The 15,764-nt window shown below is 60.7% G+C and carries 13 protein-coding genes; 2 read left to right on the forward strand and 11 right to left on the reverse strand.

Features of this window, described 5'->3' with window-relative positions:
* Positions 1 to 90 precede the first annotated feature (90 nt).
* From MF607_RS18055 to rfbC, 5 genes are all read right to left on the reverse strand, one after another.
* The gene (locus MF607_RS18055; RefSeq protein WP_242121399.1) at positions 91 to 4,077 is read right to left on the reverse strand and encodes a beta strand repeat-containing protein; all 3,987 of its coding nucleotides are present in this window, start codon (positions 4,075 to 4,077) and stop codon (positions 91 to 93) included.
* A gap of 422 nt (positions 4,078 to 4,499) precedes the next feature.
* Positions 4,500 to 5,369, reverse strand: coding sequence for a glucose-1-phosphate thymidylyltransferase RfbA (gene rfbA, locus MF607_RS18060; RefSeq protein WP_242121401.1), 870 nt, complete (start codon positions 5,367 to 5,369; stop codon positions 4,500 to 4,502).
* Positions 5,366 to 6,253, reverse strand: coding sequence for a dTDP-4-dehydrorhamnose reductase (gene rfbD, locus MF607_RS18065; RefSeq protein WP_242121403.1), 888 nt, complete (start codon positions 6,251 to 6,253; stop codon positions 5,366 to 5,368). Before rfbD ends, rfbA begins: the two co-directional genes overlap by 4 nt.
* 34 nt (positions 6,254 to 6,287) lie before the next feature.
* Positions 6,288 to 7,337 carry a dTDP-glucose 4,6-dehydratase gene (rfbB, locus tag MF607_RS18070; RefSeq protein ID WP_242121405.1) on the reverse strand — a complete coding sequence of 350 codons (1,050 nt, stop codon included), beginning with the start codon at positions 7,335 to 7,337 and terminating at the stop codon, positions 6,288 to 6,290.
* 14 nt (positions 7,338 to 7,351) lie between these two features.
* Positions 7,352 to 7,915, reverse strand: a complete 564-nt coding sequence (rfbC, locus tag MF607_RS18075) for a dTDP-4-dehydrorhamnose 3,5-epimerase (RefSeq protein WP_242121407.1) — start codon at positions 7,913 to 7,915, stop codon at positions 7,352 to 7,354.
* Between the two features lie 559 nt (positions 7,916 to 8,474).
* Here rfbC and MF607_RS23070 point away from each other — a divergent pair.
* Together MF607_RS23070 and MF607_RS18080 are read left to right on the forward strand one after the other, a co-directional pair.
* Complete coding sequence (locus MF607_RS23070; RefSeq protein WP_431311977.1) at positions 8,475 to 8,687, forward strand: LbetaH domain-containing protein; 213 nt, start codon at positions 8,475 to 8,477, stop codon at positions 8,685 to 8,687.
* A 15-nt stretch (positions 8,688 to 8,702) separates the two neighbouring features.
* Positions 8,703 to 9,644: a glycosyltransferase gene (locus MF607_RS18080; protein ID WP_242121409.1), complete on the forward strand. Its 942-nt coding sequence runs from the start codon at positions 8,703 to 8,705 to the stop codon at positions 9,642 to 9,644.
* A gap of 9 nt (positions 9,645 to 9,653) precedes the next feature.
* Here the strand turns inward: MF607_RS18080 and MF607_RS18085 are convergent, their stop codons facing one another.
* The 6 genes from MF607_RS18085 to MF607_RS18110 form a co-directional block, all read right to left on the reverse strand.
* Positions 9,654 to 11,303: a glycosyl hydrolase family 28-related protein gene (locus tag MF607_RS18085; RefSeq protein WP_242121411.1), complete on the reverse strand. Its 1,650-nt coding sequence runs from the start codon at positions 11,301 to 11,303 to the stop codon at positions 9,654 to 9,656.
* A gap of 79 nt (positions 11,304 to 11,382) precedes the next feature.
* Positions 11,383 to 12,417, reverse strand: a complete 1,035-nt coding sequence (locus tag MF607_RS18090; protein WP_242121413.1) for a glycosyltransferase family 2 protein — start codon at positions 12,415 to 12,417, stop codon at positions 11,383 to 11,385.
* A 1-nt stretch (position 12,418) separates the two neighbouring features.
* Positions 12,419 to 13,456, reverse strand: coding sequence for an EpsG family protein (locus tag MF607_RS18095; protein WP_242121415.1), 1,038 nt, complete (start codon positions 13,454 to 13,456; stop codon positions 12,419 to 12,421).
* Positions 13,453 to 13,854 carry a hypothetical protein gene (locus MF607_RS18100; RefSeq protein WP_242121417.1) on the reverse strand — a complete coding sequence of 134 codons (402 nt, stop codon included), beginning with the start codon at positions 13,852 to 13,854 and terminating at the stop codon, positions 13,453 to 13,455. Before MF607_RS18100 ends, MF607_RS18095 begins: the two co-directional genes overlap by 4 nt.
* Positions 13,854 to 14,867: a polysaccharide biosynthesis protein gene (locus MF607_RS18105; RefSeq protein ID WP_242121419.1), complete on the reverse strand. Its 1,014-nt coding sequence runs from the start codon at positions 14,865 to 14,867 to the stop codon at positions 13,854 to 13,856. Before MF607_RS18105 ends, MF607_RS18100 begins: the two co-directional genes overlap by 1 nt.
* A 17-nt stretch (positions 14,868 to 14,884) precedes the next feature.
* Complete coding sequence (locus MF607_RS18110) at positions 14,885 to 15,763, reverse strand: dTDP-4-dehydrorhamnose reductase family protein (protein WP_242121420.1); 879 nt, start codon at positions 15,761 to 15,763, stop codon at positions 14,885 to 14,887.
* Position 15,764: the final 1 nt, after the last annotated feature.

Consider the following 15,764-nt stretch of genomic DNA (forward strand, 5'->3'; position numbering starts at 1 on the left):
CATGCTCATACATCACACGGCCTGTCAGGGCTGCATAGCCAGTTTCACGGGCGTCGCGAATGCCGCCTACCCCCAACCCAGTCAGTCCGCTTAGGGTGTCATTTCGCCCTCAGCCGGAACCGACCCCCTATAGTTGCCGACAAACAGGCCGACACTCGGCAGGATATAGGTGTAGCTCGGATCGAAAGTACCTTCCACGATCCGCTCGCCGGCATTGGCGCGGATCGTACCCGAATTGGTCGCCGTGATGGCAACGGTGCCCGGACCGGAGAAACCGCGCAGGGCGACGGCGTCACCGGACGAGCTGGTGATCTCGATCACGCCCTTGTTGTCGAAGGTGATCGTGGATCCGGCAGCGGTCGCATTGTCGGCGGAGAGCGCGAGCGTCTCGCCTTCATTGGTATCGGCCGAGGTCATGGTCCCGGTGTTGGTGAACGACAGCGACTGCGAACCTGAAATCGGTTCGTTCAGATAGTTGGTGCCGATGCGGACATCGGTGCCGCCGATGATCGTCCCGCTGTTGCTCGCGGTCAGCGTGCTGCCCTTTTCCACGGACAGGAACACCGCCCGCAAATCGACATTGCTGGTGGTGATGTTGCCACTGTTGGTGAAGTCGAGCGTGTCGTTCGATACCGCCTCTACGGTCCCGAAGCGGTTGGTGTCGATCGTTGCACCACCGATCGTGCCGGTGTTCGCAAACTGGCGCACCTTGCCCTCGACCGAAGCGCTGATCGTGCCCTGGTTCGAGAAGCTATTCAGCGGCGTTCCGTACACAAAGCCACGATTGGTATATTGATCGGGCGTGCCGAGCGTCGCGCTCTCGATCGTCGCGGTGTTCACGATCGCGCCGTCGCCGGTGAGCGCAACCGAACCGGTGATCGGTTCGATCGCGCGCAAGGTCACAACCGTGTCGGCGCCGATCGCGCTCACACCCTGCCGTTCGAAATTGGTAGCCGCGTTCAGGCTGAGCGTCACCGTATCGCTAGCGCGGCGGGCCTGGATCAGCGTGTCGATGCCGCCACCGCCGTCGATCGTGCCGTTGATGCTGAGCGGGGTGTAGGCGATCAGCGTATCGTTTGCGTTGCCGAAGAGCAGGTTGCCGTCGATCGTGCCGCCATCCTGAATATAGATACCAGTGCCCAATGCACGGCCGGACGCGGCATAGCCTAGATCGACGGTGCCGGTGATCGTACCGGCATTGGTCAGCCTGCCGCCCGTTGTGCGGATCGCCAGTCGTTCGGTCTGCCCTTCGACCAGACCGCCCGCGATCGTGCCGGTCGCGGCATTGTCGATCGTGCTAAAGCCACCTAGCGCGATGGCGAGACCGCCGAAGCTGCTGATGCGACCGCTATTGGCAATCGTCATCCCGCGGGTATCGGCCTGCACCGCGACCCCGCCGACGTTGATCGTACCCGAATTGGTCAGCGTCGTGGCATAGCTCGAGTTGCCGAGCACGCCGACCGACGTGCGGTTGCGCGTCAATTGCGAGATGGTGCCGGTGTTCACGATCGTACCGGTATCGCGGATGCCGATCGCGCCGCTCAGCGAAATCCGGCCGCTATTGGTGATCTGCGATGCCGAACCCGAACCGGTGTTGACGGCAGCACCCGAAATGGCGGCGACTTCGTTCGGGTTGAGATCCGCGCGATCGGTAACGCTGATCGTGCCGCTGTTGGTGAAGCGGTCGCCATTTTGCAGCATGACCGCCGCACCGGTGAAATTGCCTTCCTCGATCCGCAACAGGCTCAGGTCGCCGCTGCTGGTAATGTTCAGCGCGTTGGCGGCGGCGGTTTCGCCGGGGGCGAGCGTGGGCGCAATGCTCTGGATCGCCGCGCGCAACACGGTCGTGATGTTGCCGCTCAGGTCGACGCTGCCACGGCCGGCGACCAGCAGCGTCTGGTCCGATGTGCCGCTCACGGTCAGCTTCGCATCGTTCGACAGGTCATAGCCGAGGCTGGTGAAGCCGTCGCGTTCGGTCAGGGTGGTCGTGGCATCAGCGCGCACGCGCAGCCGCAGCGTCGAGCGGCTCGCGGAAACCTGTCCGTTGATCCCGGCGAACGCGCCGGTCCCGGTGTTGACGAAATCGGTCACCAGCACATCGCCGCGACCGAGCGTCAGATCGCCGTTCAGCACGCCGCCGGGCAGCGCGAAATAGCGGTTGCGGGTGCTGGTGGTGGTGACGGTATCGGTCAGATCGGCGAAGACGACGTTGCCGTTGATCGTGCCGGCATTGGTGACGATGTTGTTCGAGGTGTACACGCCACCAAGCCGCCCGGAGATTGCGGTCGGTCCCGACACGACACCGCCTGCCCGGTTGTCGAGCGTGGCGGTGCCGCCGAGCACCATGCCGGTCTGCGCGCCCTGGATCGTGCCGGTATTGACCAGCGAGGTGCTGGTCAGCCGGGCGCCGGTCTGCCCGTCGATCCGCCCGGCGTTGCTGCGTTCGGTACCGGTCGCCCCGCTGGTAAGCGCGAGGGCGATGCCGTTCGACGACTGAATGACGCCGGTCGCGCTGTTGGTGAAGCTGTCGCCGGTCACCCGCATGCCAGTGAAATAGGCATTGACGGTGCCATTGTTGACGATGACGCCGTTGTTGACGGCTCCGGTCGTCGCATCGCCGAGCGACACGGCGTTGCGCGCGCTGTCGATTGTGCCGTTATTCTCGAACCGGCTGAACCGGGTGAGGTCGATCGCATAGGGCGTGCCGCGCGTGGTCGTCAGCGCGATCGTGCCGTTATTGGTCAGGCCGGGGGCACCGGTCACCGACAGGTCGTTGGCGATGACCTGACCGAGCGTCGTCAGCACCGCATTGTTGACGATCGTCCCGCCACCACCGATCACCAGTGCTTCGGTTCCGGTAGCGCCGGCGGCTAGCGTCGTGGTGGTGCTCGCATCGGCGATCAACGAGAAGCGTTCGAATGCGGTGGGCAGCGTCAGCGGCGTCGCGATCGTCGTATCGGTCGTGAAGCGCAGCCGCACGGTGTCGGTGCCGACCCCGCCGTCGATCGCGCCGGTAACGCCGTAGCGCAGCTGCGTTCCGTCATAGGCGGCGATCAGGGTGTCGTTGCCGGCGCCGAAGAGCAGCGATCCGGTGATCTGTCCGGCGGTAGAATCTACCGTGCTTCCGGACGTCGTCGAGGTGCCGCCGGCCAGCACGTCGCCGACGATCGTGCCGGCATTGGTCAGGTTCAGCCTGTCGCGGACGGTGATCGCGGTCGTGCCCGCGCTGGTGATGCGTCCGGCGGCATTGTTGTTGATGGTAAGGATCAGAGCACTGATTGCGGCTTCCGCCCCCAGGTTCTCGATCGTGCCGTTATTGTTCAGCACGTTGAAAAAATCGATCGACACGGTCGTCGTGAAATCGTCGGTGGACCGGATCGTGCCGCTATTGTTGATGATGCCGGTCGACGGCGAATTACCGAACTGACTGATCGCATTGATGCCACGCTCGGCGCTGACGATCGTCCCGGCATTATCGAGCGTGCCGATCGGTGCTGAAATACTGTTAATGGTTCCGCCCGCACGATTGACGATCGACGTGAACGGCACATCGGAACTGTCGGAAGAGACGGCAACACCGAAAGCGGACGCGCCGATGACACCGCTATTATCGATGCTGGCACTAGCCGCGTTGGATTGCGCGGAGATCCGCTGAAGCGCGACGCCATCATTCAACTGCCCACCAGCACCGACGGTCAGTGCCAGAACATAGGCGTTGGTATCGCCGGCAATCGGATCGATGTTCAGGAACACGCCATCATTGATCAACCCGTTGACGGTCAGCGCGACCGGACCGCCATTGCTGGCCGACTGGATGCGGACGTCGATCCCCGGTCCACCGTTTGTGCCGCTGACCGTCGCATCCTGATTGACGACGACGGTCGTGCCGCGGGTCGAGACGATCAGGCCATCGGCATCGGTGCCGCTGCAGATGGTGGTCGTGCCGGAAACGGTCGGATCGGGCGTGCATTGGGCGAAGGCCGGGCCGGCCAGCATCAACGCCACCGTCATCGCACTCGACCCCAACGCACGAGCACGCACCTGCCGCGACTGCGACATATCGTTCCGACCGATCATGATGTTCCCCTGTTAACAGGAGAGCACTTACAATCTGATTGGAATGTTGTCGAGATTTCCGCGTGAAACCCTGTCCCTTATTCGATCAATTTCATCCAATTCGGGTATAATTTTTGTTTATTTAGAAAATGCGGGCGAGCTGTTATGTAAAGGGATGATAAAACTACAATTTATAAAGAGAATATGCGTCGCGATGACCAAACGTATTAACAAATCAGTTAAACGAAAATTATCGGATCGATTAACGAAGATGATTTGTTTGGTGGCCTGCCAACGACGATGCTGTCAAGCTGCGGCGCGTTGGAGTGGTTCACGATAACCGGTCATCGAACACACGCTGCTTGCCGACCAAATGGAAATCCGAACAGGCGTTCCGAGACGATACCATCTGGATAGGTATCAAACGGAGCGAGTGGCGCTCGCTACCGTCCGTCCACCGCGTTCAAGATCGCCCGACCATAGGCGGTCTTTTTGAACCGCTCACCCGCTTTGCGCGCCTGATCGGCCGAGATGAAACCCATCTCGAACGCGATTTCCTCCAGACAGGCGACCTGCACGCCCTGGCGATGCTGAAGGGTGCGTACGAACTCGCCCGCCTCCAGCAGGCTGTCATGGGTGCCGGTGTCGAGCCAAGCGTACCCACGCCCCATCTGTTCGACGTACAGGTCGCCGGCCTCCATATAGAGCCGGTTAAGGTCGGTAATCTCCAGCTCGCCGCGTGGGGACGGCTTCAGGTTGCCGGCATAGTCGACGACGCGGTTGTCGTAGAAATACAGCCCGGTGACCGCATGGTTCGACTTGGGCGCGGCGGGCTTTTCCTCGAGGCTGATTGCGCGGCCGCCTTCGCCAAATTCGACCACGCCGTAGCGTTCCGGGTCCTCGACGCGGTAGCTGAACACCGTTGCCCCGGTCGGCCGGGCGACGGCGCTAGCGAGCAGGTCGGTCAGGTGCGCGCCGAAGAAGATATTGTCGCCCAGCACCAGCGCGACGTTATCGTCGCCGATGAAGTCCGCGCCAATGGTGAACGCCTGCGCCAGCCCGTCGGGGCTAGGCTGTTCGGCATAGGACATGGTCAGGCCGAACGCTGATCCGTCACCGAACAGGCGCTGGTAATTGCCAAGGAATTCGGGCGACGAGATGATGAGGATGTCACGGATGCCCGCGAGCATTAGGACACTCAACGGATAATAGATCATCGGTTTGTCATAGACGGGCAGCAGCTGCTTGTTCACTGCCAGCGTCGCCGGGTGAAGCCGCGTGCCCGAGCCGCCGGCGAGGATGATGCCCTTCATGCTGTATGTCCGATCAATTCGTCGAGAATGTCGCTGAGTGCCGCCTGCCAGGGGCGCGGTTCGATGCCGTAAGCGGTACGGATGGCCTCGTGGCTCAGCAGTGAGTTGGCCGGGCGCTTCGTCGGGGTCGGATAGTCGCTGCTCGGGATCGGAGCGACTTCGGCCGATGCGCCTCCGCGCGCCGCCGATTGCGCGAAGATCTCGCGCGCGAAACCGGCCCAACTGACCGCGCCGGCGTTGCTGAAATGGAAGGTGCCGGTCGGGGCGTTGGCGTCCTCCGCCAGACGCACGGCAATGGTCAGCAGCGCGCTCGCCAGATCGGCGGCGCTGGTCGGGCTGCCGACTTGGTCGTTGACCACCGATAGCGTGGTCCGGGTGGCGGCGACGCGCAGCATCGTCTTCACGAAATTATGGCCGTGCGCCGACACGACCCAGGCGGTGCGGACGATCGCATGGCGCGCGCGACTGGTGCGGACCGCGAGTTCACCGCCGAGCTTCGACGCGCCATAGACACCGAGCGGCGCGACCGGATCGGTCACCTCCCATGCGCCTTGTCTGTCGCCGGCGAAGACGTAATCGGTCGATACCTGTATGATCGGAATGCCGGCGGCCGCACAGGCTTGCGCGAAGGCGGCGGGGGCCAGCGCATTGACTTGCCACGCGTTGACGACGTCGCTCTCGGCCTTGTCGACCGCGGTATAGGCGGCACCGTTGATGACCGCCGCCCATTCGCACTCGGCGACCACGCGCGCGATTGCCGCCGGATCGGTCAGGTCAAGCGCGGCACGGTCGGGCGCGACGACCTCATAGCCCGCGGGACAAGCGATGCGCGCCAGCTCGCGGCCCAATTGCCCATTGACACCGGTGACGAGGATCGACTTCATCGCCCACCCGACATGTCGACAGGTCGACGCGGCATCACGCAACCCCGCGCCGTTCGGCGGCCTTGGCGGCGACCAGCGGGCGCCACCACGCTTCGTTCGCCAGATACCATTCCACCGTCTTGCGGATGCCGGTCTCGAAGGTTTCGGCAGGGGTCCAGCCCAGTTCGGTGCCGACGCGCGAGGCGTCGATCGCATAGCGCTTGTCATGGCCGGGGCGGTCGGCCACCTCGGTCATCTGCTCGGCGTAAGCGCGGCCATCGGCACGCGGGCGCAGTTCGTCGAGGATCGCGCAGAGCGTCTTCACCACCTCGATATTCTGCCGCTCGTTATGGCCGCCGACATTGTACGTCCGGCCCGGCTCGCCGCGTTCGAACACCGCCTGCAACGCGCGGACATGATCCTCGACATACAACCAGTCGCGGACCTGATCGCCCTTGCCGTAGATAGGCAGCGGTTCGCCATCCAATGCCTTGGCGATCATCAGCGGGATCAGCTTTTCTGGGAAGTGATAGGGCCCGTAATTGTTCGAGCAGTTGGTGATCAGCACCGGCAGGCCGAAGGTATGGCCCCATGCGCTGACCAGATGGTCGCTGCCCGCCTTCGACGCCGAATAGGGCGAGCGCGGGTCATAGGGCGTGTCTTCGGTGAACAGGCCGGTGTCACCCAGCGTGCCATAGACCTCGTCGGTCGAGATATGGTGGAAACGGAACGCCTTGCGCGCTTCCTCGTCCAGGCTCAGCCAATAAGCGCGCGCCTCGGCCAGCATGGTGTAGGTGCCGACGACATTGGTCTGCACGAACGCGCCCGGGCCGTCGATCGAGCGGTCGACATGGCTTTCGGCGGCAAGGTGCGTGATGACGTCGGGTCGGAACGCGGAGATCGCAGCGCGGACAGCGTCGGCGTCGCAGATATCGCCCTGTACGAAGCTGTACCGGTCGCTGTACGCGACCCGCTCGACCGTCGATAGCGTGCCGGCATAGGTCAGCTTGTCGAAATTAAGGACGTCGTAGGCGGTGTTCTCGATCAGGTGGCGGACCAGCGCCGAGCCGATGAAGCCGGCCCCGCCGGTGACGAAGATGCGCATGGGATCGGTCCTTATCAGGAAAGTGGGGCCAGCGGACGCCCGTCATAGGCGAACGGGCTGTCGAAATCGGCCAGCGCCGGTTGGCGGCCGTCCTTGGGGCTCAGTTCGGGCATGACGCCGGCGGGGATCGGCCAGTCGATGCCAACACTGTCCCATGCAATTCCTCCGTCATGGTCAGGGGCATACGTATCCGAGCATTTGTAGGTGACTTCGCAATCTGGCTCGAGCGTGACGAAGCCGTGTGCGAAGCCGATGGGCACGAACAGCTGGTGGCCGTTTTTGGCGGATAGTTCCGCCCCGACCCACTGGCCGTAAGTGGGCGAACCCTTGCGGACATCAACCGCAACATCGAAAATCCGGCCACGGATACAGCGCACCAGCTTGTCCTGCCCGCGCGGCAGCGTCTGAAAATGCAGCCCACGCAGGGTGAAGGCGGGAGCCGAATAGGAGTGGTTGTCCTGCACGAAGGTGCAATCGATGCCGAGCGCGGCGAAGGTCGGTTCCGAATAATATTCAGTGAACCACCCACGGTCGTCGCCATGGCGCCTAGGGCGGATAAGCCGGATGGGAGAGGTCATAGCCGGCTGCCTATCGCTAAACTAAATTACCCGCAAACAAATGGTGGATCGAGAATGCTAAATTTATTCGTGGCAAGGCAGTTGTCGTACTCGGGCTATATCCTTGTCCGCTGCTGCAAGTCCGCTATGACGATCTTAAGTCGTAACGATGGCAAGCCCATGCGTTGCAGGATCCGATACGATAGTCAGCGGCACATTGATTGGTCGATTGCTGCGTATTCAGCCAGTTAAGCGAGGAGAAACATCGTGGCAGGCGCATATACGCCATCGGAGTTGGTCCAGCTGCATGGAAGTCGGTCTGACCCACGTGTTCCAGCTTGGTACCCGCTTGATCCGTTGGCCGCTCTATCAGCGCGGTACCCGTAACATCTTGCTCAGCACTCATGCCGAGATCAAGGGCTTTGTTCATATTGGGAGCATGCGCTAGGTCATCATTGACAGCTAGGATGATTGCGAGCCGGGTCTCTATAACCGATCACAGCCTCAGCACATACAGCGACCGGAATGTTGAAATGCGGTATCTGCATCCAACGAGAGGAGCGGCGATACGGATGATCGGTTGGCATCGTCATTTCCTTACGTCAAACGTCCTTTATCGATCGCGCCCGTTGCTATCGGCGATGACGTATGGCTGGGCGAAGGCGTGGCGGTACCGCCCAGTATCACGATTGATACCCGCAGCACCATTGGCGCAAACGCAGTGGTTACGCGGGACGTCCCCCCTTCGATATCGATCGCCGTCGACATCCCGGGACGGGTAGTTTGTTGCTAGAATCTGTAGTGTGGCTTGATCACCGTTGACTTTCCGCGATCGCTTCCACCCACCCGCTTTGTCGCGATGTCCGACCGAAATCAGAAAGATAGCGTTATGTCCTCAAAATACACCGGTATCACTCCTTCGCTTCCGCAGGAGGTAGATGTCTGCGTCTCGTTCGTGCTGTTCGGGACGTCGCGCGACGAAATCGAGCGAGCGATTGCACAGGTGCGCAGCGATACGGTCAAGGTGCATGTAGTTCTGGTCGATAACAGCCAGCCCCCACTTGATCTGGCATTCGCGCAGGCTCCCGGCGTCACCATCGTCACGACCAACGCCAATCTGGGTTATGGACGGGGACACAATATCGCGCTGGCGGCAAGCAAGGGGCGGTGTCGCTACAATCTGGTGATGAATACAGATCTGCAAATGGGACCGGAGGTCATCCCCGGCATGGTTGCGTTCATGGATACCAATGGCGATGTCGGCTTGACTATGCCCAAGGTCCGCTACCCCGACGGATCGTTGCAACGGCTATGCCGATTGCTACCCGACCCTGCCGACCTTATGGGCCGCCGTTTCTTCAGCAAAACGCAATGGGCTAAGGAGCGCAACACACGCTACGAATTCCATAACTGGAATTACGACACGGTTGCGGAATTCCCGTTCCTGTCGGGCTGCTTCATGCTGATCCGGCGGTCGGTGCTGGATGCTGTCGGCTATTTCGACGAACGCTATTTCCTCTATGCCGAAGATCTCGACCTGTCGCGCCGGCTGCATGCGGCGGCGCGGACGTTGTATGTCCCCGATTACAGCGTGGTACACGAATATCGCAGCCAGACACGACCGTCGTTCCGTCGACTACGCTATGCGATGGTGAGCCTTGCGCAATATTTCACCAAATGGGGCTGGATACGCGACGCCGACCGCGACCGAATCAACCGCAAGACATGCGCGCAGTTCGAAGCAGGCTGACCCCGGTCGTCAGGTGCAGATCTGGAGCGACCCGGTGATCGATGCCCCGCCCGATCGGTTGTCGATATCCCCCACGCGCAACCGGACCCGGCCCTGATATTGTTCCAGCAGGACCCGCTTGTCGCTGCGGTCCTGCCGAACCAGCTGGTCGCCGTAGATGTCACCGAACAACTTATGCGCACCGGCGTTATCCATAACCGCAAGGATGAATGTAGCGCGCAGTGAATTGGGCCGCCAGCTGATGGCGCTATCCACGGTCGCGACGGCGCCACCGCCGGTCGCTATGGTTATGCCCGAGCGGTCGATGGTCCCGGGGTAGGGATCGCCGACATCGCCTTCGCGCGACAGGGGGATCGGCGCGCCATAGTGAAGGCGCGACCGGGACCGCACGTCGGATAGCGACCGGCCGGTGAATGCCGTATCGCGCGCGGCCTGGATGCTGGGGCCGATCGTCCAGTTCGCCGGAGCCCCTGTCGGGGCATCGTTGGCAAAGGGAATTTCGTAGCGAATGAAATTGCGCGGACAGGACAGCAGCATCCGACCGCGATAGGTCCGGTCGTCGTGGGTAATGCCGATATTGGCGAGATAGTTGCTGGCGTCGAAGCTTCCGAACAAGGTGGCGGGTGATTGCGGGCCGCCATCATCGAGGATGGTATCGGCATAATTGACGTAATTGCCGCGGAACGAGACCGAACAGACACCGGCTGCCCGGAAGTCGAACACGGTTCCCGGTATGGCCTCCCAATAGCCTGAATCGATGAAAATGCCGAGGCAGTCGCCGCGAAAGGCGACGGCACTCCCGCCGCCGCCTTCGCACGAACAACCGATGAGGCTGACCGAGGCCGTGCCGCCCTCGAAAAGAAAACCGCTTTCCATCGTGGCACTGACACGCAACAATGTGATCAGGTTATTATGTCCGGTAAAGGCAAAGGCAGCCTTGCTTCGATCACTGGGTCCTCGTGCCGAGCAGTTGGTAAGTGACATGTAGAAGCATTGAAAGAACACGCCAAACTGTAATACGTCAAGCGTGGCTACGTCCGTGATGTGACAGCTAACGTTGAAGTTACGAAATTCGAACGCTATCGCACAGCGCTTGATTACGCCATTGCGAACGGAAGAATATAGAACTGCATCATTCTGTTGGAATGATTGATTGTTGCGGACCAGAATATCGTTGCGTACCGTGGCGGTTGCGAACATCACCCCTTCGTTGAAGCTGCGCCCGACAAGCGTCTGGCCGTTCAGATTGATGGCAACATTGGAGGGAAGCAGTATCGGGCCGACGACATGGTAGGGCGACGGGGAAGTTCCGAAGATGACCTCACCGCCGCCGGCGCGATGAACCTCGAGGATCGCGGCGTTGATGGCTGCGGTATCGTCCGTCCGTCCGTCGCCCAGCGCGCCCTTGTCGTTGACCGAATAGATGTCGAGCGCCTTCGCCTGCAGCGTCCGTGCCCGGCCGCCGGGGCGAGCGACCATGGTACCCGGGGCTATACCGGCGGCCACGGGATCACGCTGTCCCGCTATCGCCAAGGGGACCAGCGGTATCGTTCCCCCCACCGAAAGCATCAGGGCATCGCGGCGCGACAGTGACGTGGCGGCATCGCTACCCGGCTTCGCGCGACGCAGGAAGGCGAGCAACCGGCGGATAATCGACACGCTTCTTTCTCCTCGGACCGTGTGTTCCCTGCTGTCAAAGCACCTTGTCGGTTCGTGGCGTCGTTAGACAATCGGCAGGTTAGTACGGCACACGGTTGAACTGCCGCGCGGTCACCGCGAGCAGACGCTGGATCGCGGGAAGCCGCGCCAGCCAGATTTGGATGCGAGCCCGTGCCGGCAACAGCGCCATTGCCTTGGGATCGGTGGCGCAAGCGACAAATCCAGCCCTGTCTACGATGCAACGACACTCTCCACGTTCGGCCGGATCGTCGATCCGAAACGCCGCCAGCAGGAGTAGATGAGCGAAGAAACGGGCGACATGCGCATGGAAAGCGGCGATCCGTACGGGATCGGTTTCGTTTGCACGGAACATCTGTCGCTCGAGCTCGATCATCGTTGCGGCATGGCCGAAACTGGCCACGCTCAGGCCGCGCGAAGTGCTTCCTTGGCGGGTCAGCGCGACATACAGCCGGTCGGGGATGTAGCGTACCGAGCGAGTATACTGGGCGACATTACGGGAAAACACCGAATCCTCAAATGCCCGCAATTCAGGAAAGGTGATTGCGTTATCGTTCAGCAGCGTGCGTCGATAGACCTTGTTGCAGGCACTGGTGAGGAAATTACGGTCCAGCATTGCGTCGATGAATATTGTTTCGCCGGTTGAGGTGAACTCGCGATCCGGACCACGCGCAGCGACAAGCTTCCCCCGATCGTCGCGGAATTCGAGGCCGAAGGAGACGATGTCCAGTGCCGGATCGGCGGTAAAAAACGGTAGGACGCGGGCCAGCAGGTCGGAAGCGATCGTGTCATCGCTGTCGACGAAGGAAACATATCGGCCTCGCGCTTCGGCTAACCCAAAGTTGCGTGCCGACCCCTGTCCACCGTTGGCTTTCGTGAAAACACGCAACCGACCATCTTCCTGTGCAATAGTCCGCAGGATATCCAGACTGTTATCGGACGAACCATCATCGACCGCCACGACCTCAAGATTAGCAACACTTTGGCCAAGAATGCTGCGGATGCAGCCTTCGAGATGGGCGGCCATGTTGTAGACCGGCACGATGACGCTGAACGTCGGCGTCCCGGCGGAAGTCTGTACCAGTGGCAGGCCCATGTTAGCCTTTCAGTTCACGTTGAAAATAAAAAGGATTAAACGGCGAAAAGCCGTTAGTGTCGTCGCGGAAGTTGGTCAGGCGCGATACGGAACACAAAATCAGCGTTGCCAGCAAGGATCCGGTAAGCAGGCGTTCGCCGCACAGTTGTACCGTCGATCGCCGGACGGACATGGCGACGAACAGATATAGAAGAAACAGGAACAGGGTTTGGAAGCGTAATCCGGCATAGTAGAAGCGAGCGAGACCGAACGAGGCAAGCTGCATGCCCAGGATTGCGAACACAGGGAATCTGCTGGCAACGATCGGACGATCGGAGTAGCGGATCGCAACCACGACCACTACCGTGGCGAGCAGCGGAATGATACCGGATAGGCCGCCCAAACCCACGAGCTCGGTGTTCTGCGATACCTTGTCGCCAAGATAGCTGCCAAACACGACGAGGACCACGACCATTCCTAAAGCCGCGCCGATGAAGGTCTTGATCCGGGCTTCAAACAACGCCCACAGACCGACAGCGAGCAGCACCGACGATACCTGTATGCTTGCGGCGATGATCCCGCACAGGACGAATGCCCGCAGGCTGCCACGTGCGAAGGCGGCCGCGCCCAAGGCTATGATCGCGAAAGCCAGCCCGTAGCGTAGGCCGTTAATTGTCATGTCGATCAGGAAGAATGGCATGACGATCGTCAGGAACAGGAGCGGCGATCGTTCGAGCAGGAGGCCGGCGCACAGCATGATGAGCGCCGTGGTGCTGCCCAAGACGATCAGCACGTCGAACGAGTCTCGGAAGAACCAGTTTAGAACCTCGATCAGCAGGGTGAACCCCGGCTCGAAGCTGGATGCCAAAATTCCCTGATAGCGGATGATGTCGAAGCTCTGGACATAGACCGCGCTATCGGTCCCGACCATGCCCCGCCCCGCGATCAGCACGAACATCGGAATGAAGGCAAGAATCGTCGCGATCCGCAACTTGTCGAGTAGCAATCCTGCTGCCACCGACAGGATCAGAATGGCGTAGCAGACGTAATAGGGGGTCATGCTCTGGACAAATCCGGATTTGGCCTAGCTTTGATGCCATCGAAGGTGTCTGACGCCGTTGCGACGGTATCAACGCCGCCAATGCGTTTGTCCTTCGTGACCGTAAAGCGAACCGTTAGCCATCGCCATACGCGTCCCGGTGCTCTCCCAGCTTTGGCGACGGAACCTGCGAACAGTGCATGGGACAGTGCAACGCCGAAATTAACGATGACACTGATCCCGAGCGTCGGGCGCACCATATTTAGCTTGGTAGGCACGATCAGATCCCAGCCATTCTTCGGGTTCGTGTCGAACATGGTGAGTTTGATGTAGTCGCCCATCGCGAGGATCGTCTCGACAGTTCCCTCGGCGTAGCGGGATCGCTTTTGCGTGGGGATGATGAGCGAGAGTGAAAGCATCAGCGGTTGGCCAGCGCGTTCTGCACGTAGGGCAGCGTCAGCAGCGTCTGCTTCACTTCTGCTACCGTGAGGCGCTGGGTGTTGTGTGAGGTATAGTCGTCGACCAGATTGGCTTGCGGCGATCCTTCAGAAATGAAAACTTCATAGTTCAGGTCGCGGTTGTCCGCCGGCACCCGCCAGTAACGGCCCATATCGTCGGCCTTGGCCATTTCCTCGCGCGAGACGAGGGATTCATACAGCTTCTCGCCGTGACGGGTTCCGATGATGCGGATATTCTCGGGAACCTCGAAAAGTTCGCACAGCGCGGTCGCGAGGTCGGCAATGGTGCAGGCCGGTGCCTTCTGGACGAAGATGTCACCCTGCGCGCCATGGGTGAAGGCGTGCAGCACCAGATCGACCGATTCCTCGAGCGACATCAGGAAGCGGGTCATCGATGGATCAGTGATCCCCAGTTCCTGGCCGGCCTTGATCCGTTCAATGAACAGCGGGATCACCGAACCGCGCGACGCCATGACATTGCCATAGCGCGTCGCGCAGAGGACCGGATCGTTCCTGCCCATTGTGCGCGAGCGCGCGACCAGGACCTTTTCGGCCATGGCCTTGGAGATGCCCATCGCGTTGATGGGATAGACCGCCTTGTCGGTGCTCAGCAGCACCAACCGCTGCACGCCGTTGAGCAAGGTAGCGTTGATGACGTTCTCGGTGCCGATCACGTTGGTGCGCACTGCTTCCATCGGATGGAACTCGCAGGACGGAACCTGTTTGAGTGCTGCGGCGTGAAATGCGTAATCGACTCCGCGCATGGCAAGGTTGATGGAGTCGGCGTTCCTGGTATCGCCGATGATAAAGCGAACCTTATCGTTGCGCAGCTTGATGCGCATGTCCTCTTGCTTCTTCTCATCCCGAGAGAAAACAATGATCTGCTTGACATCCGTTTCCAAAAAGCGACGCAGAACAGTGTTCCCGAAGGAGCCGGTGCCGCCAGTTATAAGCAATGTCTTTCCATCAAGCATTACAAGTCACCTGTATTTCACAATGCCCGTTCGCCGAGCTTCGCGTAGAAATCATACATGTCGTCGATCAGCGCTGGCCAATCGGCGACGTCGTGCGGAACTACCTGCTTGAGCGAGGTGGGATCTAGGCTGCGATCGATCTTGAAACCCTCGTCCGGTACGATCTGGATATCGTCACGCCCCCAGCGAGCAGCCGCCAGCGACAAAAGACGAGCCTTGTCAACTGGCGCTGCTGCAAGATGGTAGAGGCCGTGCAGATCGGGCCGGCACGGAAGAAGGTTCTGGCCGATAAATTGCGCGATAGCATTCACTGGCAGACCGGAGAAGAAGGCATTGGGAAAGCCGCGAACTTGCCCAGTCTGGGATAGAAACCAGTCGATCAGCGATCCGTTCGGCTGCATGCCCATGCCAATGATGGAAGTGCGTAGCGTAAGAGCCGATCGTGTCACCTCGCCGATCAGCTTCGAAGCGCCATAGGCGTCTTCGGCATCGGGAATATCGATCTCGCGCCTGTTCCCCGAACGGCCGGAAAAGACGCAGTCGGTGCTGAAGTGGATCAGCTTAAAGCCGTCGCGCTCCGCCGCGATTTCCAGTCGCTTGGGGAAGACGCTGTTCAGCCGGAACAACGTGGCTTCATCCTTGACGGCATCGACCTGCTTGATGACGCCGGCGGCGTTTATCACGATCTGCGCTTCCATCGACTGTGCGGCACGACGGACGGATCCGATGTCATCGGCGTCGACCGACAATTGGTAGCGCAAGCCATGCGACCATCCGAAATGCGGCATGGCCGCACGCCTGACCGTTCCCTGCACGTCATAGCCTTGATCATGCAGCGAGCGGTGCAGGGCAAATCCGAGCATTCCGGACGCGCCGACTACGAGAATTTTCTTCATC

This window comes from Sphingomonas lacusdianchii (assembly GCF_022664395.1).
Lineage (GTDB): Bacteria > Pseudomonadota > Alphaproteobacteria > Sphingomonadales > Sphingomonadaceae > Sphingomonas > Sphingomonas lacusdianchii.

Excerpts from the sequence above, each read along its gene's own strand:
- MF607_RS18055 (WP_242121399.1), bottom strand. The coding sequence starts at position 4,077 with ATGATCGGTCGGAACGATATGTCGCAGTCGCGGCAGGTGCGTGCTCGT.
- rfbA (WP_242121401.1), bottom strand. The coding sequence starts at position 5,369 with ATGAAGGGCATCATCCTCGCCGGCGGCTCGGGCACGCGGCTTCACCCG.
- rfbD (WP_242121403.1), bottom strand. The coding sequence starts at position 6,253 with ATGAAGTCGATCCTCGTCACCGGTGTCAATGGGCAATTGGGCCGCGAG.
- rfbB (WP_242121405.1), bottom strand. The coding sequence starts at position 7,337 with ATGCGCATCTTCGTCACCGGCGGGGCCGGCTTCATCGGCTCGGCGCTG.
- rfbC (WP_242121407.1), bottom strand. The coding sequence starts at position 7,915 with ATGACCTCTCCCATCCGGCTTATCCGCCCTAGGCGCCATGGCGACGAC.
- MF607_RS18090 (WP_242121413.1), bottom strand. The coding sequence starts at position 12,417 with ATGGGCCTGCCACTGGTACAGACTTCCGCCGGGACGCCGACGTTCAGC.
- MF607_RS18095 (WP_242121415.1), bottom strand. The coding sequence starts at position 13,456 with ATGACCCCCTATTACGTCTGCTACGCCATTCTGATCCTGTCGGTGGCA.
- MF607_RS18100 (WP_242121417.1), bottom strand. The coding sequence starts at position 13,854 with ATGCTTTCACTCTCGCTCATCATCCCCACGCAAAAGCGATCCCGCTAC.
- MF607_RS18105 (WP_242121419.1), bottom strand. The coding sequence starts at position 14,867 with ATGCTTGATGGAAAGACATTGCTTATAACTGGCGGCACCGGCTCCTTC.
- MF607_RS18110 (WP_242121420.1), bottom strand. The coding sequence starts at position 15,763 with ATGAAGAAAATTCTCGTAGTCGGCGCGTCCGGAATGCTCGGATTTGCC.